Source organism: Stenotrophomonas sp., assembly GCF_032061965.1.
GTDB lineage: Bacteria > Pseudomonadota > Gammaproteobacteria > Xanthomonadales > Xanthomonadaceae > Stenotrophomonas.
In genome coordinates this window covers 74329-94319 of the sequence record NZ_DAMBEF010000013.1, presented here as the reverse complement: position 1 = coordinate 94319, position 19991 = coordinate 74329, and the positions used below count along the sequence as shown (strand labels likewise).

General features: G+C 61.0%; 18 protein-coding genes. 15 read left to right on the top strand and 3 right to left on the bottom strand.

All coding sequences use genetic code 11. The features are described from left to right. Positions 1 to 7 precede the first annotated feature (7 nt). The 3 genes from RT460_RS09135 to RT460_RS09125 form a co-directional block, all read right to left on the bottom strand. On the bottom strand, positions 8 to 1495 hold the full coding sequence (locus RT460_RS09135; RefSeq protein ID WP_313318545.1) for a hypothetical protein: 1488 nt from the start codon (positions 1493 to 1495) through the stop codon (positions 8 to 10). A 300-nt stretch (positions 1496 to 1795) separates the two neighbouring features. After that, positions 1796 to 3469 (bottom strand): type IV secretory system conjugative DNA transfer family protein, encoded by a 1674-nt coding sequence (locus RT460_RS09130; protein ID WP_313318544.1) that lies wholly within the window; start codon positions 3467 to 3469, stop codon positions 1796 to 1798. A gap of 87 nt (positions 3470 to 3556) precedes the next feature. After that, entirely contained in the window at positions 3557 to 4135 is a 579-nt protein-coding gene (locus RT460_RS09125) for a hypothetical protein (protein ID WP_313318543.1), read from the bottom strand. 646 nt (positions 4136 to 4781) lie between these two features. Between RT460_RS09125 and RT460_RS09120 the strand changes: the two genes are divergently transcribed. The 15 genes from RT460_RS09120 (at position 4782) to RT460_RS09050 (ending at position 19988) form a co-directional block, all read left to right on the top strand. Beyond that, the gene (locus RT460_RS09120) at positions 4782 to 5246 is read left to right on the top strand and encodes a hypothetical protein (RefSeq protein WP_313318541.1); all 465 of its coding nucleotides are present in this window, start codon (positions 4782 to 4784) and stop codon (positions 5244 to 5246) included. Positions 5247 to 5260: 14 nt separating this feature from the next. Further along, positions 5261 to 6238 (top strand): type IV secretion system protein, encoded by a 978-nt coding sequence (locus RT460_RS09115; RefSeq protein ID WP_313318540.1) that lies wholly within the window; start codon positions 5261 to 5263, stop codon positions 6236 to 6238. Positions 6239 to 6285: 47 nt separating this feature from the next. Continuing rightward, a complete protein-coding gene (locus RT460_RS09110; RefSeq protein WP_313318562.1) occupies positions 6286 to 7008 on the top strand; it encodes a TrbG/VirB9 family P-type conjugative transfer protein in 723 nt (240 codons plus the stop codon). Then, positions 7005 to 8165 carry a TrbI/VirB10 family protein gene (locus RT460_RS09105; RefSeq protein ID WP_313318538.1) on the top strand — a complete coding sequence of 387 codons (1161 nt, stop codon included), beginning with the start codon at positions 7005 to 7007 and terminating at the stop codon, positions 8163 to 8165. Before RT460_RS09110 ends, RT460_RS09105 begins: the two co-directional genes overlap by 4 nt. Positions 8166 to 8178: 13 nt before the next feature. Beyond that, positions 8179 to 9210, top strand: coding sequence for a P-type DNA transfer ATPase VirB11 (virB11, locus tag RT460_RS09100; protein WP_313318537.1), 1032 nt, complete (start codon positions 8179 to 8181; stop codon positions 9208 to 9210). A 46-nt stretch (positions 9211 to 9256) separates the two neighbouring features. Next, complete coding sequence (locus RT460_RS09095) at positions 9257 to 10108, top strand: transglycosylase SLT domain-containing protein (RefSeq protein ID WP_313318536.1); 852 nt, start codon at positions 9257 to 9259, stop codon at positions 10106 to 10108. Positions 10109 to 10186: 78 nt separating this feature from the next. Continuing rightward, positions 10187 to 10567: a TrbC/VirB2 family protein gene (locus RT460_RS09090; RefSeq protein WP_313318534.1), complete on the top strand. Its 381-nt coding sequence runs from the start codon at positions 10187 to 10189 to the stop codon at positions 10565 to 10567. Then, positions 10560 to 10874, top strand: coding sequence for a VirB3 family type IV secretion system protein (locus tag RT460_RS09085; protein ID WP_313318533.1), 315 nt, complete (start codon positions 10560 to 10562; stop codon positions 10872 to 10874). Before RT460_RS09090 ends, RT460_RS09085 begins: the two co-directional genes overlap by 8 nt. 4 nt (positions 10875 to 10878) lie before the next feature. Beyond that, complete coding sequence (locus RT460_RS09080) at positions 10879 to 13347, top strand: VirB4 family type IV secretion/conjugal transfer ATPase (RefSeq protein WP_313318532.1); 2469 nt, start codon at positions 10879 to 10881, stop codon at positions 13345 to 13347. Between the two features lie 52 nt (positions 13348 to 13399). Next, positions 13400 to 14143, top strand: coding sequence for a hypothetical protein (locus RT460_RS09075; protein ID WP_313318531.1), 744 nt, complete (start codon positions 13400 to 13402; stop codon positions 14141 to 14143). Between the two features lie 19 nt (positions 14144 to 14162). Further along, positions 14163 to 15197, top strand: coding sequence for a type IV secretion system protein (locus RT460_RS09070; protein WP_313318530.1), 1035 nt, complete (start codon positions 14163 to 14165; stop codon positions 15195 to 15197). A gap of 688 nt (positions 15198 to 15885) precedes the next feature. Continuing rightward, positions 15886 to 16362, top strand: coding sequence for a DUF4189 domain-containing protein (locus RT460_RS09065; RefSeq protein ID WP_313318529.1), 477 nt, complete (start codon positions 15886 to 15888; stop codon positions 16360 to 16362). 639 nt (positions 16363 to 17001) lie between these two features. Then, complete coding sequence (locus tag RT460_RS09060) at positions 17002 to 17454, top strand: DUF4189 domain-containing protein (RefSeq protein WP_313318527.1); 453 nt, start codon at positions 17002 to 17004, stop codon at positions 17452 to 17454. Positions 17455 to 18048: 594 nt separating this feature from the next. Next, on the top strand, positions 18049 to 18741 hold the full coding sequence (locus RT460_RS09055) for a hypothetical protein (protein ID WP_313318526.1): 693 nt from the start codon (positions 18049 to 18051) through the stop codon (positions 18739 to 18741). Continuing rightward, positions 18738 to 19988, top strand: a complete 1251-nt coding sequence (locus RT460_RS09050) for a lipase (protein WP_313318524.1) — start codon at positions 18738 to 18740, stop codon at positions 19986 to 19988. The genes RT460_RS09055 and RT460_RS09050 overlap by 4 nt, the downstream gene beginning before the upstream one ends. Positions 19989 to 19991 lie beyond the last annotated feature (3 nt).

Sequence of the window (19991 nt, the reverse complement as noted above, 5' to 3'; positions counted from 1 at the left end):
GCTCCGCTTATTGCACCTGGCACTGCACCTGGAATGTCAGGCCGCTGCCAGCAGGCAGCAGCGGCAGGGTGAGTCCACTGGGTGTCAGCACATCAGACAGATTGGCGGGGCAGGTGATAGCGGTCGGCGAGCAGCTGTTGGCGACCACGGCGCAATTGCCGAGGCCGGCGGCGGGTGTATCGCGTACCACGGCCTGATCGGCGGCCCCGGGACCATCGTTGTGCAGTTCGATGGTGTAGGTGGTCTGGGTGCCGGATACCAGGCTCGGTGCATTGTTGCTCTTGCGTATCCACAAGCCTGCTTCGGTGGATTCATTGGTGAAGGTGCAAACGATGTTGCTGCCCCATGTAGTAGCTGCGGCATCAAGGGTAACGCTGCCACCGTTGGCGCCGTTGCCGGCAATAGCGGTTGTGGCGTTGCCACCGCTACCCAGACCGGTGCAGCTGATATTGCCCAGGCGGAAGCCGGTAGCAGCGTTCTCGGTGACCACGGTTTGTGTATTGGTCGCGGTCAGCGTATGCGTGACGCTCGCCTGGCCTGTGCTGCCGGCCGCCGTGGTGGTGAGGTTCTCAGTCGGGAAGCCATTGGTACCGGCAAAGCTGAACGTACCTGCCTTGCCGTTGGAAATTTTGGTCAGCTTGAGCGTTGCGGGAGGGCACACGCCTGTGCCGAACTGGAAGTCGTCCGCGGAAATGACGCCCATGCCAGCGGGAATGCCGGGGTTGGTGTTGGCGGCGATGACTGCCGATCCAATGCGGTTGTACAGGTAAAGCCGGACGGTGTACTGGGTGTTAGGCTTGAGCATCGGGTAACGCGTGTTGTTTGCCGAAAAGCGCTGCCAGGTGTTGGCATCACCGTTGGCTCGGTTCACGTTGACGTGAACATCCTGCGCAATGGTCCAGAAATCAGAGGACGCGCCTTCGAACACACGTACCGCCAGCTGGAAGTTCGATCCCTGATAGCTGACCACATGCACCTTCTTGAAGAACGTGCCCGCGGCGACCACTGCCGGGGTGGTGAACTTGTATTCCAGGTACCAGTTGTTGTTGGCCGCATCGGTGAGCGTGCTGCCGGTGGTGATGTTGCCCTGCAGGTAGCGGCTGCGGGTCGGGCCTTCGTTGAATTCAACCAATCCGCTTCCGGTCAACTCGGCCGTCGCTGAAGCCACCACCAGCGGGTTTGCCCCGGCAGTCTCGATCCAGCCGTTCTGAGGATCGTTGTTGGCCGGCGGGTTGGCGCGGAAGTCCTGGTTTCGCGTCAGCGAGGGGGAATTATGAAACCAGCCCGCGTCGAACTGGCCGTTGACGCTGGCGCCGATCGGGCATTCGTTGAAACCTGGGGCAAGCTCGGCGGCGTTGGCCAACGCCGGAATGGCAAACAGCGAGAACAACAACACCGCCACGCGGCTCGTACCACCCGTGCAGCGCATTGCACGCGCAACGACTACGCGCGAGCAGCGGCGCACCAACGCCGGAGCCTGGATAAATGACAGCATGTAACCCCCGTGAATTTACGTGCAGATTACCGGGGCGGCGAAGCCAGCGGCCAGATAACCTTAGACGAGCTTATAGCAAGCGTCGCGAGGCTACCCGGCGACGGGTGAAGTGAATGTGGAGACGTACGGAGCCCGGAGCGCAGTCGATTGCGGGACGGTGAACGAAGGTTGCGGGCTTGGGCGGCAAGCGTACCGCCCGCAGAGCTCTGCCGGACGGTCGGGCTGGATGACGCGGCGCGCGGTTGTCCGCGGGGACCCAGTCCCCGGGGCCGCTGTTCAAGCAGGGCGAATCGGCTCTTGTCAGGCCAGCGTGAGCTGCTTGACGTCCACCTTTGGCAGCAGCCGCTTGGTGAAGTAGCCATCCTTGTAATAGCGGATCTTGCGGCACAGCACCGGGTGGGCCAGGCCTTCGTACAGCACGATCTCCTTCTCCGGGCCCATTGCCTTGAGCTCCTGGGGCAGCATCAAGGCGCGCTTTTCCAGAACTTCGTTATCCGATACCGACCGGTTCTGGCCATGCGAATGCGTGCGTGCGCGCCGCCGTACGGTGGTGAAGCCCAGCATCTCGGAGTAGTCGTTGGCATCCTGCTGTTCGCGCGGTGCGTAGATGATCTGCAGCGCGTGGTTGGTGATGATGGTGCGCGACAGTTCCTTGCCGTACACCGCATCCAGCTGGGCCATGGACTGCACGATGGGGAGCAGGCGCAGGTTGTAACCGGCCATGTAGGCCACCGCTTTGGCGATGATGTCCACGCGGCCGATGGAGGTGAACTCGTCCATCAGCAGCAGGCACTGGTGCTTGAGGCTCTTGTCGTTCTGCGGCAGGGTCTTGGTATTGACGTTGATCAGCTGGCTGAAGAACAGATTCACGATCAGGCGGCTTTCGGCCAACTTGTTGGGCTGGATGCCGACATAGATGGTCATGCGCTTGCGACGCACATCATCCAGGCGGAAATCGTCGCCGCTGGTGGCTGCATCCAGCACGGGGTTCAACCACGGATTGAGCGGCTCGCGGAACGAGCCGATGATCGAGGCGAAGGTGACATCGGCCTGCGACAGCAGGCCGGCAAACGCGGTGCGCGCCTGCGAGCTGAGGAAGGAGGCTTCGGCCAGCTTCTGCAGATAGGGCTTCAACTCGGTGCCGTCGCCGGAGGACAGGCGCAGTACCTGGCCCAGCGTTGGCTTGGGCGATCCCGGTACGGCGTCGGCCTGCTCGAACAGATACAGGGTGAAGGCCAGGAAGGCGTTGCGGGCCTGGCTGGTCCAGAACTTGTCCTTGTCATCACCATCCGGGTACAGCATCGCCGAGATCGATTGCAGGTCGGACACGCGGAACGACGGGTCGCTGGACACGTAGGTCATCGGGTTCCAACGGTGCGAGCGGCGATCTTCCGCGAAGGGGTTGAACAGGTAGATCTCATGGCCGATGGATTTGCGCCAGCCCGAGGTCAGGTCAAAGTTTTCCTGCTTGATGTCCAGTACCACGGCCGATTCGCGGTAGTCGAGCAGGTTGGGGATGACCACGCCAACGCCTTTGCCCGAACGGGTTGGCGCGGCCAGGATCACGAACTGCTGGCCGGACAGCCGCAGCAGCTTGCCGTTCATCTGCCCCAGTACGATGCCATCGTCCTTGTGCTTCAGCAGCCCCGTGTTGGCCAGGTCAACCATGCCGGCAAAACGCGCACGGCCGTGGATGTTGCGATGGCTGCGCAGCTTGATCAGCATCACCACGATGGAGGCCCAGACCAGCAGCATCAACACCGCGCCGATACCGCCGGCCAGTTTGATGCGCCCGGCATACGGCATCACCTGCGGGTGATTGAGATTCTTGAAGTACTGGTAGTACGTGCCGAACTCGGTCATCCCCGTGTCGAGCCCGAGGAACATCAAGGTCAGGAAGCCTGCCAGGTAAATGGCCGCGATCAGCAGGACCACTGCAGAGATGGCGGCAATCAGGATCCGGTAGTTGCTCAAGGCGATTCCTTCGACTCGGTCATTCGTATGTTTGTTTGAAACGCGGCAGTGACAGGCCCACCGCAGTGCGCCGGAGCCACTTCGCGATCACTTGCCGGCGCCAGTGCCGTTGCTGGTGTCAACGAGGATGTAGTCGTCGTTGCGCGACCAGCGCTGCTGCCCATCGCTGAGCTTGACGCAGGGCTTGCCATCGCAGGCGGTGATCTTCACCTGCTGCAGCGTCTCCATCACCTCGGCTTCCAGGCGTGCGTTCTGCGCACGTTGCACGTTGTTCGAGGCGACATAGGCGGTGCCGCCGATGACCACGGCAGCAGCAACGACCATGGCGGCCAACGCTTTCCACGCCAATGCGCGTATGCCCGAGGCAGCGGCCAATTGCTCGCGCTGCAGTTGATCGGCAATGGCGCGCAGGCGATCACCGCTATCGGCGATGGCTTCCACCGCTGCCGGGATTTCCTGGGAAAGCGCTTCGCGTACCGCTGCGCGCGCGCTCTGTGCAAGCTCGGCTCTTCCCGCAGCGACGCCTTGCCCCACGTCCGCTGCCGCGCGTTGAAGATCCGCGGTGGACGACTTCTGCTCCGCAACGACCTTCTCGCATTGCTGCGTCAGGTGACCCGCAAGAAGTGCGGCGTTTGCGATGAAGTCCTCCATCTTCGATTGCTCCATGTCACACCTTTCGACTTCACACCCTCGCCGGGCGAGAGGCGCATGTTGCCAGAATCGAACATCGAGTGGGAAACAAACGTCGTTTAACTTTTTTCTTCACGTCAATCAGTGAAGAGTGTGTGTATGCTCAGTTCATGCAGCGCTCTTGTGTAGTCGGACGCTCGCATACTGCAGCGTCCCCGGGGGGGCGGCGATGACTGCATGTTGAGTGCACGAATTGGGGATTTTTAAGCTTTTTTGCGGACGCAGACGCGCTGTCATCAAGCTGAAGTCGTTGTTCTGATACGTGTGTTGATCATGCCCATGCGCGGAACGCGCATCACACTCTTGTGTGAAAAATTACTTCACGGGATGCAAACATTTGCGTCTCTATGCTCCGCCCCGAAGGTGAAGTGGGACGAGTGTGCGAAGTAATCGTTCCGTGCATACGTCACGATGAAATGGATTTTTGAATGGTTTATCTCTCACGGGGAGCGGGTAGCAGACGGCGGTCTGTCCGCACATTGACGGTTGCAGGCAAGCCCTTGCTTGGGGTCGCCCTTGCCACGTCGCATCGCCTGCCATCTCGGCGCAAACATCCCTGCTTCCCTGTGCAGAGACTCCTGCAGCGCTCTGCTGCGGTCGAAAACTTCTCGATGGTGACTTCGTGAGCCGCAATATGCCGATCCGCAACACGCTGTGCGTTGCTTTTCTCAGCTCTATCGCGCTGTTGGCCGGTTGTTCCGCGCCAAAGCCCACCGAGCCCAGTGGCAAATGGATGCCCGTAAACCGCATGGCCGAGGCGCCGCAGGCGATTCCGCTGCACGCGTCGTACCTCTATCAGGCCTCGCCTGTGGACGGCACGCTGAAGGGCATGTTGACGCGCTGGGCCAAGGATTCGGGCTTGACCTTGTCCTATCTGCATCCCAACGACTACACGTTGTTCGGGCCGGTCGCCGACATCCACACCATCAGCGTTGCAGAAGCCGCCGCTGCATTGTCAGCCGCTTATGCCGCACAGGGCGTGCTGGTGGTGGTCGAGCGGCAACAGATCATCGTCAGCGTCGCGGCTGTGTCCAACGACACCGCGGGCCCGCAGGCAGGTTCCGCAGCTGATGCTGCTGGCAAGTAAAGGACAGCGCGGGCATGTTTGGTAAAAAGAAGACGAGTTCCCCCGAGATAGATCGGGCGGTTTCGCAGGGGGTCAACTTCGAAGTGTCCTTGGCCGACCGTGCCAAGCGCAGCGAGAAGCGCGCGTGGATGGTCGCCTGGTGCGCGATCCTCATGGCGTTGCTGCTGGCCGGCGGCTACCTGCTGTTCCTGCCGCTCAAGGAGAAGGTGCCGTACCTGGTGATGGCCGATCCCTACACCGGCACTGCATCGGTGGCACGCCTCAGCGGTAACTTCGGTGAGCGCGACGTGACCACGGAAGAGGCGATCAACAAGAGCAATGTCGCCCAGTTCATCCTTGCGCGCGAATCGTACGATGCCGGACTGATCGGCCAGCGCAACTGGCGCACGACGCTGTCCATGGCCAGCCCGGCGGTGGCTCCGGCGTACATGGCGCTGCACGCGCAGACCAACTTCGAGCGTCCGTTCCGGCTGTACGGCACCAGCAAGTCGCTCAACATCCGCATCCTGAGCATCGTGTTGGTGGGCGGCGGCGAGGGCCGTCGACCCACCGGTGCCACGGTCCGCTTCCAGCGCAGCGTGTACGACAAGTCCAACGGGCGCGTCGAACCGCTGGACAGCAAGATCGCCACGCTGGAGTTCACCTATCAGCCCAGCCTGCGCCTGAGTGACGAAGACCGGCTGCTCAACCCGCTGGGGTTCCGCGTCATCAACTATCGCGTTGACAACGACTTTGCTCCGACGCCGGGTGCACCCGCACCGGTGCAGCCCGCCCCCGCACCCGCCGCGGCACCTGCCGGTTATCCGGTTGATGCGCAGGGCCAGCAGGGTTATCCGGCCTATCCGGGTGGGGTCGCCCCGCAGGGCCCGGGCGCTTATCCAGCCGCTGCACCTGGCGCGATGCCAGGCGCGGATCCGAATGCCGCCGCATTGCCGCCGCCGCCGGCGGAGCAGTCCGGTGCCACGAGTGAACAACGGGGAGTTGAACGATGAGTAGCCCGCTGCAGAAAATCCTGCGACGTGGCCTTGCTCTGCTATTGATGGCGGGCTTGGCACTACCGGCGGCCGCGCAGGTGGTCGAGGAATACGATTACGCGCCGGACAAGATCTACACCGTGCGCACCGGCCTGGGCATCACCACCCAGATCGAGTTGAGCCCGCACGAGCAGGTGCTGGACTACAGCAGCGGCTTCAGTGGCGGCTGGGACATCAGTCGGCGTGACAACGTCTTCTACCTCAAGCCCAAGAACGTGGACGTGGACACCAACCTGATGGTGCGCACGGCGGCGCATTCCTACATCTTCGAATTGAAGGTGGTGGCTACCAACTGGCGGGCGCTGGATCAGGCCAAGGCGGCCGGCGTGCAGTACAAGGTGCGCTTCGTGTACCCGGCCGATACCAAGTTCGCCGCCGAAAACGTCGCCACCGACGAGCCCGCAGCGGAGTTGAACACGGCGGTGGTGCCGGGCCGCGACTACTACTTCGGCTACGACTACACCTACAAGAAGCGTCGGCCAACCTGGTTGGTGCCTACGTCGGTGTACGACGACCGTCGCTTCACCTACATCCGGATGGGCGATCGTTCGCGCTTCCCCAGTGGCAACTTCCCGGCCGTGTTCGCACGTGACAGCAAGTCCGGTGACGAGTTCATCGTCAACTCGACGGTTGAGGGGGACACCATCGTGGTGCATGGCACCTACGCCTACCTTGTCGTGCGACACGGCGACAACGCTATCGGCCTGCGCAGGAGACCGGAGCAGTGAACCAGATCCCACCCAATGAGCATGACGCCCCGGAAGTGCCGCAGCAGCCAGCTGCCAATCCGTATGCGCGGCGCGAATACGCCACCGATCCCGGGCTGGACAATGAGGCGCCGTACCTGCGCGCCGATGACGTCCAGCGCCTCAACCGCAAGGCGCTGGGCTTCCTGGCAGCCATCGTGATTGCATTGGCTGCACTGGCCGCATGGATATTCTCCGGCGGTCTTTCCTCCGGGGACGACGCCCCGCGCAAGCCGCCTTCGGAGCAGGTGATCATCCCGGCTGCTCCGCGCGACCTGCCCGAGTTGCCGCCTGAGAGGCCTGTGGTCCAGGCGGCGCCGGTTCAAGAGTTGCCGCCGTTGCCGGTGATCGACGATAGCCCGCAGGCGCCGATGGGCATGGGCATGGATTCCTCGCGGCGTCCGGAAATGACCTTGCTTGAACGACGCATGCTTGATGCCAACGGTGAAGCCGGAGAGGGCGGTGCGCCTGCGCCGATGCCAGGTGCGATGGCCGCAGCTGCGGCGCGTTCCGGCGGTCCGGCCGATGGCCCGACCAGCGCACAGCCGCTGTACAAGCCCAATACCTTGCTGCTGCGTGGCACCTATATCCGTTGCGTCCTGCAGGCGCGTGTCATCTCCGACTTCCCGGGCTATACGTCCTGCATCGTCACCGAGCCGGTGTATTCGGTCGATGGCAAGCGCCTGTTGCTGCCGCGTGGCTCGAAGGTGCAGGGCACCTATGGTTCCGATGACATCATTGGCAACCGCGTGGCCATCGTCTGGGATCGCATCACCACCCCGACCGGGCTGGACATCAACATGAGCAGCCCCGGCGTGGATGGGCTGGGCTCAGCCGGCAATGACGGCCACTACAGTGCGCATTGGGGCCAGCGCATTGCTTCCTCGCTGTTGATCAGCATCCTGGCCGACGCGTTCAAGTACGCCGCCGCCGAGAACGGGCCGCAGCAGTCGTCAATCGTCAATGGCGCCATCGTGCAGAACCCGTATGAAAGCGCCACGGCGCGGACCATGGAGCGCATGGCCAACATGGCAATGGAGCGCAACATGACCCGTCCGCCGACCGTTACCATCAACCAGGGCACGATCGTCAATGTCTACGTTGCGCGCGATGTCGACTTCTCGGCCGTGATTCGCTGAGTCCGCATACGACATGAATGCAGAGTCCGCCATCGCCAAGGTGTCCAACGATTTCCTGGAATACCAGTACGGTATTCTGGGTATCGGTGAGCACATGCATTCCAGCGATGTCACTGAAATCTGCATCAACCGGCCGGGTGAGCTTTACCTGGAAACACGCTCGGGCTGGCGTCGTGAGGCGGTCCCGTCGCTGACCTTCGAGCGCGCGCGGCAGTTCTGCACGGCGGTGGTCAACGAGAGCAACACCGGTCAGCGCATCACCGATGCCGACCCGATGGTGTCCTTGACCTTCCCGACGGGCCAGCGCGCACAGTTCGTGATTCCGCCCGCCTGCGATGCAGGCCGGGTGTCGATCACGATCCGTCTGCCGGCAAGGTTCGGCAAGTCGTTGGAGCAATACGAGGAAGATGGTTTCTTCAGCGAGATCCTGGAGCAGGCGCCGACCCTGAGCGACCATGATCGCGAGTTGTGCGAGCTGCGTGCGCAGCGTGACTACGCCAGTTTCTTCAAGAAGGCGGTGCAGTACCACAAGAACATCGTGGTATCCGGTGCAACCGGTAGCGGCAAGACCACGTTCATGAAGTCGCTGGTGAACCATATTTCGGACCAGGAGCGCCTGGTAACCATCGAAGACGCACGCGAGCTGTTCCTGCAGCAGCCCAACGTGGTGCATCTGCTGTATTCGAAGGGTGGGCAGAGCACCAGCAACATCAGCGCCAAGTCCTGCATGGAAGCCTGCCTGCGCATGAAGCCGGACCGCATCATCCTGGCCGAGTTGCGCGGCGACGAGTCGTTCTACTTCATCCGTAACTGCGCTTCTGGCCACCCGGGGTCGATCACCAGCTGCCATGCCGGCAGCACGTCGCAGACCTGGGACCAGCTGGCATTGATGGTGAAGGCCTCCAACGAAGGTTCGGGGCTGGAGTTCGAGGTGATCAAACACCTCCTGAAGATGACCATCGATATCGTCGTGCACATCAAGGCGCATGCAGGCCGGCGCTATATCACCGGCATTGATTTCGATCCGACGCGGGGGTTGGGCTGATGCGTACCTGCGCGTTCACCACCCCGCATCATGGGAGGGGCCAATAATGCTCCCTGGCCTGGAAATGGCGGCTTGCACGGACCTGGCGGTGCCCGCCGAGGTCATGCATCACGTGGTCAAGGTTGAATCCTCGTTCAACCCCTTTGCGATTGGCGTGGTCGGTGGCCGGCTTGCGCGGCAGCCGCGTAACCTCGGTGAAGCACTGTCGACCACGCGCATGCTGGAACAGGCCGGTTACAACTTCTCGCTGGGTATTGCCCAGGTGAACCGTTACAACCTGGCCAAGCATGGTTTGAGCAGCTACGAGCGGGCATTTGATGTCTGCCCCAACCTGCAGGCGGGTTCGCGCATCCTTGCCGAGTGCTATGGGCGCTCCGGGCAGGATTGGGGCAAGGCATTCAGCTGCTACTACTCGGGTAATTTCACCACCGGCTATCGGCACGGTTATGTGCAGAAGGTGGTCGCTTCCTGGCAGGCGTCCGCCGCCGGGCCGACCGCAACGGCCATCCCTGTCATCAGAACGCGGCCCGCTGCCGCCAGCACCCCGCGCAACGTTCAGGTTCCTGTGGATTCGGCGGCTGCGCGCGTGCTGCGGCGTGTCGAGGAAGCTGCCTTGGCTCGCTCCGGCTTGGGCATGGCGGAGGCACAGGCCGCTGCTCCGGCGTTGCCTGTACAGCAGGCAGTGCCCGCGCCGCAGACTCCGGTTGCGCCTACGCCCGCGCAGGCCGGCAACAACGATGCACCGGTCGTCGTGCGGGCGATGGGTGCACCGGCTTCACAGCAAATGACAAACGCGGCAGGTACGCTCCCGGCAAGCCCGCAGGCGCCTGCTCCTGTTTCCCCCCAATCGGCGCCGGCCGCGGCAGCACCTCAACGGGATGCCGCGTTCGTGTTCTAGCTTCATCGCCGTAACGGTCACCTGGTGACCAAGCAGTAGCTCGCAGTTCTTTTCCTCCAACCGAAATCGGGGTTCCCCATGCAGAATAAAACCAGCAAGTTCTTCAGCAACGTCCGCCGCCGCGCGGCTTCGTCCGTCGCAGCTGTCAGCCTGTTGGCCATGCCTGCTCTGGTGATGGCACAGGACGGCTCGGGTGCAAGCAACCGCGTCACCCAGTTCTTCGACAACGTCAATGGCCTGCTCAACATCGCCTCGATTGCGGTGGTGACCATTGCCGTAATCTTTGCGGGCTACCAGATCGCTTTCAACCACAAGCGCATCAGTGACGTTGCGCCGGTGTTGATCGGTGGCTTCCTGATTGGCGCGGCAGCGCAGATCGCCAAGATGCTGCTGCCGGAAAACGTTACCGATACGGATACCACCATGATGATGGTGCAGTCCCTGCTGCAGTATGCGTAAAGACGCGCTCTTCCGCGGTTGCACGCGACCGGCCATGTTCATGGGGGTGCCGTATATGCCCTTCACGATCGCGGCTGGCGCGTGCCTGCTGTTGACGTTCTATATCGACATGTTCTTCCTGTTCCTGTTGCCGATCGTGATCATGATCATGCGGCAGATGGCGCGCAGGGACGAAATGGTGTTCAGGTTGCTGGGCCTGCGCTGGCAGTTCCGCAGCAGGGTCCGCAACCTCAAACACCACAACGGCATGTGGGTGTTCACACCCAACAGTTATAGAAAGACGCTCGAAAACCCCTCCAGGGACTAGTTGAATGCTGTCGCCCGATACCTCCATCTCCGAGTTCATTCCGTACTCTTCACACGTGTCTCCTCACGTAGTGAAGACTACGGGTGGCGATTTCCTTATCACCTGGCGCCTGGACGGTTTGCCTTTCGTCGGGCGTGAGGAATGGGAGCTGGAGCATCGGCACGGCACCTTCAACCGGATGCTGCAGACCCTGCGTGCGCCGGATTTCGTCAATGTCGCCTTCTGGGTGCATGACATCCGGCGCCGGGGTCGGGTTGACCTGAAATGTACTTATCAGCACAGATTCAACCAGCAGTTGTCGGATGAATACTTCGAGCGCCTGTCGTCGGAGAAGATCATGCGCAACGAGCTGTTCCTGACGATGATCTACCGGCCCATCGTCACCGGCAAGAAGTTCGTCGAGAAGTCAGCCAACGTCGATCGCCTGCAGGCCGAGCAGGACCAGTCCATCGGCAAGATCACCGAGCTGGCCGGCAACGTTGAGGCGGTGCTGAAAGACTATGCGCCGACCTTGCTGGGCATGTACGAAGCCGACAACGGTGTCGTGTTCTCCGAGGTGTTGAGCTTCTTTGGCTACATCCTCAACCGTCTGGAAGAGCCGGTCCCGGTGCTGCATGCGCCGGTGTACGACTACCTGCCGATATCGCGCCACATGTTCTCGGCCAAGTCGGGCGATTTCGTGATCAACGCGCCTGGTGGTGGTAACCACTACGGCGCCATCCTGAATATCAAGGAATTCACCGACGGCACCTACCCGGGCATCCTCAATGGCCTGAAGTACCTGGATTTCGAGTACGTGATCACGCATTCGTTCAGCCCGATGGGGCGGCAGGATGCGCTGAAGGTGCTGGATCGCACCAAGGGCATGATGATCTCCTCGGGCGACAAGGCGGTGAGCCAGATCGTGGAGATGGACCATGCGATGGACCAGGTCGCATCGGGCAACTTCGTGCTCGGTGAATACCACTTCATGATGACGCTGTACGCGGAAGACCAGAAGACGCTGTCGCAGAACCTGGCCACCACGCGTGCAGAGCTGTCAAACGCGGGCTTCGTGTCGGTGAAGGAAGACCTGGCGGTGTGCTCGTCCTTCTATTCGCAGCTACCGGCGAACTGGAAGTACCGCACGCGGCTGGCCAACGTAAGTTCGTTGAACTTCCTGGGGCTGTCGCCGCTGCACAACTTTGCCACCGGCAAGCGGGACAACAACCCGTGGGGTGAATGCCTGACCGTGCTGCAGACCACCAATGGTCAGCCGTACTATTTCAATTTCCATGCCACCCACCCGGCGGAGAATTCGCTGGGTGAGAAGGCGATTGGCAACACGATGGTGATCGGCAAGTCCGGTACCGGCAAGACCGCCCTGATCAACTTCCTGCTCAGCCAGGTGCAGAAGTACAAGCCGTCGCCGACCATCTTCTTCTTCGACAAGGATCGCGGCGCCGAGATCTTCGTGCGCGCCTGCGGTGGCAACTACCTGGCGCTGGACAATGGCCAGCCGACCGGCTTCAACCCGTTCCAGTGCGATCGCACCGATGCCAACGTGCAGTTCCTCGGCAACCTGATCAAGGTGCTGGCGGGCAAGACCACGTACACCGCGCGCGAGGACGAGGACATCTTCCGTGCGGTGGAAAGCATGCTCGACATGCCCAAGCACCTGCGTTCGATGACCAACTTCCAGAAGAGCCTGCCGAACATGGGCGATGACGGGCTATTTGCGCGCCTGCGCAAATGGACGGCGGGCAATACCCTGGGGTGGGTGTTCGACAATCCGGTCGATGTCATCGATCTGGAAAAAGCCAACATCATCGGCTTCGATTACACCGAGGTGATCGACAACGCCGAAGTGCGTGTGCCGGTGATCAACTATCTGTTGCACCGTCTCGAAGAGCTGATTGATGGCCGGCCGCTGATCTACGTGATGGACGAGTTCTGGAAGATCCTCGACGGCGGCGGCGCGCTGAAGGACTTTGCCAAGAACAAGCAGAAGACCATCCGTAAGCAGAATGGCCTGGGCATCTTTGCAACGCAGAGCCCGGAGGATGCGCTGGCCAGTGACATCTCCGCGGCACTGATCGAACAGACCGCCACGTTGATCCTGTTGCCCAACCCGAATGCGACCCGCAGCGAGTACATGGACGGGCTGAAGCTGACCGAGGCCGAGTTCGAGGTCGTGGCCAACCTGGACGAGCGTTCGCGTGCCTTCCTGGTCAAGCAGGGGCACGGCTCGACGGTGTGCCAGCTCAACCTGCGCGGCATGGATGACGCGCTGGCGGTGATCTCGGCCAGTACCGACAACATCGACGTGATGGACCGCATCGTGAATCAGCAAGCGGAGCATTACGGCGTGGCGGTGGACGAACTGACGCCGGACCAGTGGCTGCAGGAGTTCTATGAAAATCGTAAGGGTTCGGGGCGCGGGTCGAAGCAACGATCCGAGTCAGGCGATGGTAGACGGGCTGCTGCGCGCTGATGCGCCAGTACCTTGGAAATTCAACGCTATTTGAAACTAGTAGAGGTGGACCATGAAAACCCAGAAACAGCATCGCGATACCGGGAAATCGTCATTTCGCCAGGCGTGGCTGCGTACGTTCGGCTCGGAGTTGAATGCGCCCAAGGCCAACCGCTGGGTGCTGACCAGTGTCGCCGTGGTGGCACTGCTGGGCACTGGTGTGGCAATGGCAGCCTGGAAAGTGGACGACGATGAAAGCCAGCGCAAACTGGACGATATCAAGAGCCGTATCGGCAACGATGGTGGTACGGTCACCCGTCACCTCAATGACCTGAACCGCAAGTTGCAGATCCAGCAGCGCAATGGCACCACGCCGGAAATGATCGTCGAGCCGACCGGTGACGAGGCGCTCAACAAGACGCAGCCCAGCAGCGTGGTAGTGGCAATGGACCAGCTGTGCTCCACCGGCGCAGCCACGACCTTGGGTATGCAACAACAGACCTTGTGCCAGGAACTGGCCAAAACCGAGCTGGCGCAGTACCGATTTTCGCTGCGGATGTTCGAGCGATCCAAGCAGAACTATGACCGTCTGAAGCAACTGGAAGATCGCCGCCGCAGCCTCAGTGCCAACGACTACGCGAACATCGAGTACAACACCAATGAAGTGTTGGCCCTCACCGCGCTCATGGACAATGACCGCGACCGCTATCAGACCTACATGGCGGCTTATCAAGCCCGTGTTTCTCACCTGCAGAACTCACGCTCGGCCTTGACCAGGAATGCGCTGAAGGGCAACGGCGCCCTGCCGGGCATCTAAAGGAACTAGGAGTAGTTTCATGTTAATGGCTGCTTTCGATCTGAGCGGGTTCATCCAATGGGCCTTCTTTGCTGCAACATTCGAATGGCTCAACGGTCAGATCGACGCGTTCCAGGCAGCAATGCTGGGGCGGACGATGAGCTGGGTCAGTGGCATGTCACTGACCCTGCTTACCCTTTGGGTGCTTTCTCAGGGGTTCATGATCGTCACCGGACGCAGCCGGGAATCATTGATGGGCCTGGTGGTCGGATCCTTGCGAGGTTTCCTGATCGTGCTCGCGGCTACGTCCATGTCCTTTGCGGGCAGAGACGTGACCAATTTCATCAGCAAGACAATGCCTGAGGAAATACACCAGGTCATTACAGGTAACGATGAGAAGGTAGAAGATTCGATTGACGAGAACCTGAAGCTGATGGGGCTGATCTTCGCCTTGGTCGATGCGTTGCCGGTGAGTGACAGCGACCAGAACCAGGCAGACCAGCGGATGATCGCCAGCATGACCGGTATTGGCATTGCCGGGCCGTCGGTGATCGGCGGGGCGATGCTGATGCTGTACAAGCTGGCAATAGTGTTGTTCGTGGGCTTTGGCCCGATATTCATCCTTTGCCTTCTGTTCGATCAGACCAAGGACTTGTTCAAGCGCTGGTTGATGTATGGCATCGGCACCATGTTCTCAATGGGTGTGCTGGCGTTCATGGTTTCACTGGCCACCAAACTTGTTGCAATCACGGCCGTAGCGATGGTGACGGCTTACATCGCCAATTCAACGGGTAGCACCAATGGTTTCGGTGCAGGCTTGAGTTCATCTGCCATCCAGCAAGGCGGCATAGGATTGCTCATGTCCGTACTGATGGTGATGACCCCGCCGATGGCTGCAATGTTCTTCAATGGCACGTTGGGCCAATTCGTTGCCAACTCCAGCTTCGGCAGTGTGGGGCGGAACAGCACGGGTCAGACTTCGGATTTCAAGCAGGACATCCTTCGGCGCAACAGGGACGACGACAACAACCAGCACCATCAGAACAACAAGGGAGCTGGTTCGCCTGTTCGATAACGCTGGCAATCGGATCAGATCGGCTGATAGTGGAGACGATATGAATAGCCCAATGAAGATCTTGCTGGCGGCTGGGTTGCTTGTTGTGTCTTGTGGAACTGCGAGTGCACAACAGCCTGGTTCAACCGGCTACAACACGGTTTTTCTCCCCGCCCATGGGGTGGGGGATACCCGTCAACCTGCGGAGCAGTGGGGGGCATTCGCCTCGGGCAAACGTGGCGTCATTGGCTGGGCTGTCGATGGCGGCTCTGAGGCCGAGGCGTCCCAGCTGGCAATGGATGGATGCCGGAGTCAGGCCGGTGAGGAGTGCCGCGTTGAGTTCACTTTTGTAAACGAATGCGCGGTGCTGACTCGGAATGCGAGCCGCTGGTTTTGGCGGACGGGCAACCAGGGATTGCGGCGCTTGACCAATATGACGGTTCGTCAGTGTGGCGAAGACTGTAGTGTGATCCGCACTGGGTGTGCGCTTCCCTGAAGTTCGCAAGACGCCAGCTCGATCTCGCCATGGCGAAGGGGGAATCCCCGCTGTCGCGAAACCAAGGTATACGCTGGCTGAGCATGGCGAGGAGCCAGCGTTGTTGGGGCGTCTAACAGCCTTTGCGGTTCGCGCAGTGGCGGAATTCGGACGAGGCTGACTTTTTTGGTGCGCCGAGATGTTGATCGACGTCCGTAGCCAGGGAGTTGGGATATGCGTTACCTATCGATCATTGCACTGACATGGACCTGCCTGCTCTGCGGCATCTTGTCAGCGCACGCACAGCAGCCTGGCTCCGCTGCCTACAACAGCGTTTACCTTCCCGCACACGGTGTCGGTGACACCGTGCGTGGCCGCGGTCCCGAACGATGGGGCGGTGTGGCAGTGGGTGACCATGGGCTTCTGGGCTGGACCCTGCAAGCAGGAGATGAGCAGCAGGCGGCTGAGCAGGCAATACAAGTTTGCGTGGAAAATGGCGGTGTTGATTGCCAGATTCTCGGTACCTTCAGCAATTCGTGCATGGTGATTGCTTCGGATATTGCTGTCGCCAATGTTGCGCGTGGAGACAAGGTGTTCACCACTCTGGTCCATGGTGGGGAGGGGATGCGGTCGCTGCGGAAACGAGCACTGAGTGAATGCGGCGGGCAGTGCTCAGTTGTCCAGGAAGGGTGTGCGCTCCCGGGCAGGTGATTCATCGGAATTGCAACGGCGATAGTCGGACCTGATGTTCATTTCGGTTCAAAGGCTGGGACGTGTTCCACCGGCTGAAGGAGGAAGGTTTATCCGTTACGCACTGATGATTGTGCTGTCCTGCATTGGCCTGTATTGCGTTTCAGTGGCGGCAGGTGCTCAGCAGCCGCAGCCTGGCTCGGCCGCTTACAACAGCGTGTGCCTCCCTGCGCATGGCGTAGGTGGCACCTCGCGTGCCCCGAAGCAGATGCGATGGGGTGCGCTGGTGGCGGGAAAAGGCGGCGTGCTTGGTTGGACCACCGAAGGCGACTCGGCGCAAGGCGCAGCTGCGGAGGCGATGGACCGGTGCAGTGTGCGGCAGGCGCAGTCGAATGCGAAGTCGTTGCTACCTTCGCAGACAGCTGTGCCGCGGTGGCGTCGGATATTGCAAGAGTGGATGTGTCCACCGGGCAGTTGGTTGCTGTTCGCGTGATGAATGGAACGACAAGTATCCGTAAGCTGAGAAAAGAGGTGATGGCGCACTGCGGTGACGATTGCAGAATCGTCCATAAAGGGCGTGCGTTGTCCGCGGGTTGACACGCCGGCGTGTTGGGCGGCGTAACGGGAGATCAGGTGGTGAGATCAGGTACGTTTGCTTTTATGTTTTGGCTTGCGCTGCTTTCGTGGTCGAACGAGGCGGAGGCCCAGCAACCCGGCTCGGCTGCCTATAACAGCGTCTATCTTCCAGCGCATGGGGTTGGTGATACGGTTCGCGGCCGTGGCATCGATCAATGGGGTGCCTTGGCCGTTGGGAACCGGGGGCTGATGGGCTGGACACTGGAGGCCCCGACTGAGCAGGCGGCGACCGACTTTGCCATGCGCTCCTGTGAAGCCAAGGGTGCGGTTGGTTGCGAGATATTGGGGGTCGTCAATAACGCTTGCATGGCGATAGCTTCAAATATCGCAGTGGTGGATGTCGCCGGTGGTCACCCCGTGACCACCGGCGTGGCAACCGGAAATCGAGGGATGAGGAAGCTGCGCCGGGACGCCCTGAAGGAGTGTGGTCAGGGCTGCGAAATTATCCAGGAAGGCTGCGCCATTGCTGGTCGGTGATTGCGCTCTGTAGCTATGACACCTGGGAGCGGAACGCTGTGGCCCTTCAACGCCGTCGGGATGCGTGGAAACAAACGCTTCCCGCAGCAATGCTGCGCTGTTCTCCAGGCCGCTTCGCGGGCATGCAGGGGCCGTGTTGCGTTCCGCTTGTTAGCGTTGCGTGAGAAGTTGTAACTGCATCTGTGCAAGGGTTCAACTTCTTGCGATTGGATGTTAGTTTTGGCATATGCTGGTCACGTCGCCTGTCGGGTGCTTGCCAGTCGAAATTGCCAGGGTCGCGCAAGGGGTGTGCGCGATTAAGGAAGGGTAGCCGGTGTGCTGCCTGCGTTTGCATCGACCACACGATGACGCTGCGTATGGATATGCCAGAGAACAACGTGTCACCCCACAACCATGATGTAGTGCCAGCGACGGAACCCGGTTCCGGCGAGGTTGCCTTGTGTTCGATGCAGTCTGGCTCGTACAGGCGCAGCCACTCGATCGTTTTTTTGAAGAAGCCAGGCAAGGGGTGTGCCCGGTCGTCGCTTCACTTGGCTCCGCGCGGTCCGATCGCGGCGCGTTGCCAATACCTGTCCGAAACACGGAACCCCGTTCATGCCGAATATTGATATTGCACCCCGTACCTTTTTCTCACGGTTGGCTTTGGCCGGGATGGCCTGCGCCGTGATGGTTCCCATCGCCGCCTGCAACAACAGGCAGAACAGAAGCGAAGCCCCCATGAATGCATCTACCCAAGCCGCTGAAGCCGCTGCGCCGCAGCGCAAGCTCAACAACCATCCGACCAAGGCTTACGAAATCCGGGTGAAGCTTGCAAATGCTCCCGGTGCCTTTGAAACCATCGATGGAGCCGCCCAGTTCGACGTCGAGAACCCGGGCGAGTGCGGGAACGTCGATCCCGTCATCGGTGCGATTCCGCGTATCACCAGCAACGAACCGATTGCCCTGAAAAAGGTCTCGGACACGGAGTACGCCGGGGTCATCTATCTTGATCAGATCGTCGATGAGGACTACTTCGGGCGTGCGGTGTGCCGCTGGGGTCTGGCCGAAGCACGTGTGGTGCTCAAGGCAACGAACGATCCGGCCAACACCCGTTTCATCTTTGGTCTGCCCGCGGAAAAAGTGATCGCCGGCGGGCAGGAGACCCGCTATTTCTGGTCCGGCTATTACCCCCGCGCGAAGATGGATGCGTTCCGCGATCTGGGTGATGCGGATATGGAAAAGGTTCCTGCTGACAAGCGTGGTGAGTTCTTCAGCATGACGCTCAGCGCCAAGGAGATCGCCTCATGACCAAGCTCACCTCCCAGGACTACGCAGAGCTGGCCAACGATTCCTATTCCGACTATCGGTTGGGGCCTGCTGACCCCTCGCATGAGGAGTTGACCCCGAGCGGCAAGTACAAGGTCCTCGAGCACGTCAGCAATGCCAGCAACGGTTACGAGGGGACGATCTACCAGAGCCTGACAGACGGCCAGATTGTGGTTGCCCATCGCGGCACCGAGCAGATCTGGAAGGACGCGGTGATTGCCGATGGCTCGATGGTCACCCGGCGTACCAACCCGCAGGCAGAAGATGCGATCGCGTTGACGCGGCGTGCGCTCGAATATTCCCAGACCATCGGTGAGCGGCCGGGCATGGAAGCGCCGCAGGTCAGCGTGACTGGGCACTCGCTGGGCGGCACGCTGGCGCAGGTATCGGCCCATCATTTCGATCTGCGCGGTGAAACCTTCAATGCCTATGGCGCGAGCAGCCTGGACCTGAAAATTCCGGCTGGCCCCAATGGCAAGGTGTTGAACCACGTCATGGCCAACGATGCGGTCAGTGCGGCCAGTCCCCAGTACGGTGATGTGCGCATTTACGCCACCGAAAAGGAGATGTCCGTTCTCAACCAGTCCGGGTATTTCAACAACCGCATTGCTGACGCGATAACGCCGGATTTGGCGGTGGTGGCAGCGGGCCGCTCGATGGGCTCGCACAGCATGCACAACTTCCTGCCGGTGGATGGCAATGGCAAGCCGGATGTATCGGTGCTGCAGGATCCGGCCGCACTTGAGCGGGCCCGGCAGAATGCGCCCATGATCGAAAACTACCGCGGTGATGTGCAGGACCTGCGGCGCGCGGTCACCATCGGCGCACGGGGTCCGGTGGGTTGGATAAAGGACGGTGTCGATTACTTCAGCGATCGTGATCCCGCAGGTGCCCCCGCGGCGCGCGAGGAGTTGCAGCGCGAGGGCAGGAACAACCAGTTCCACGATGCCTCGTTGAATGGAAGCGAAAAGATGGCATCGGCAAACGCCACGCCGGCCGTGCCAGAGTCCCAGCAGGCCTATGTGGCACGACTGCTGGAAGCCGCTCGCAATGGCAGCCCGGACGGCGTGCGCGCTGCAAGCGATGCCCTGCAGGCCTCGCCGACGGGACAGGCGTTCCAGGCACAGGCCGACCAGCATGCACAGGTGCTGGCGCAGCGTGATGCAGCGGCGCAGCAGGAGGCACGTCAGCAGGGGGCGCAGCAACAGGATATGGCGCGCTACGGCTAGCCG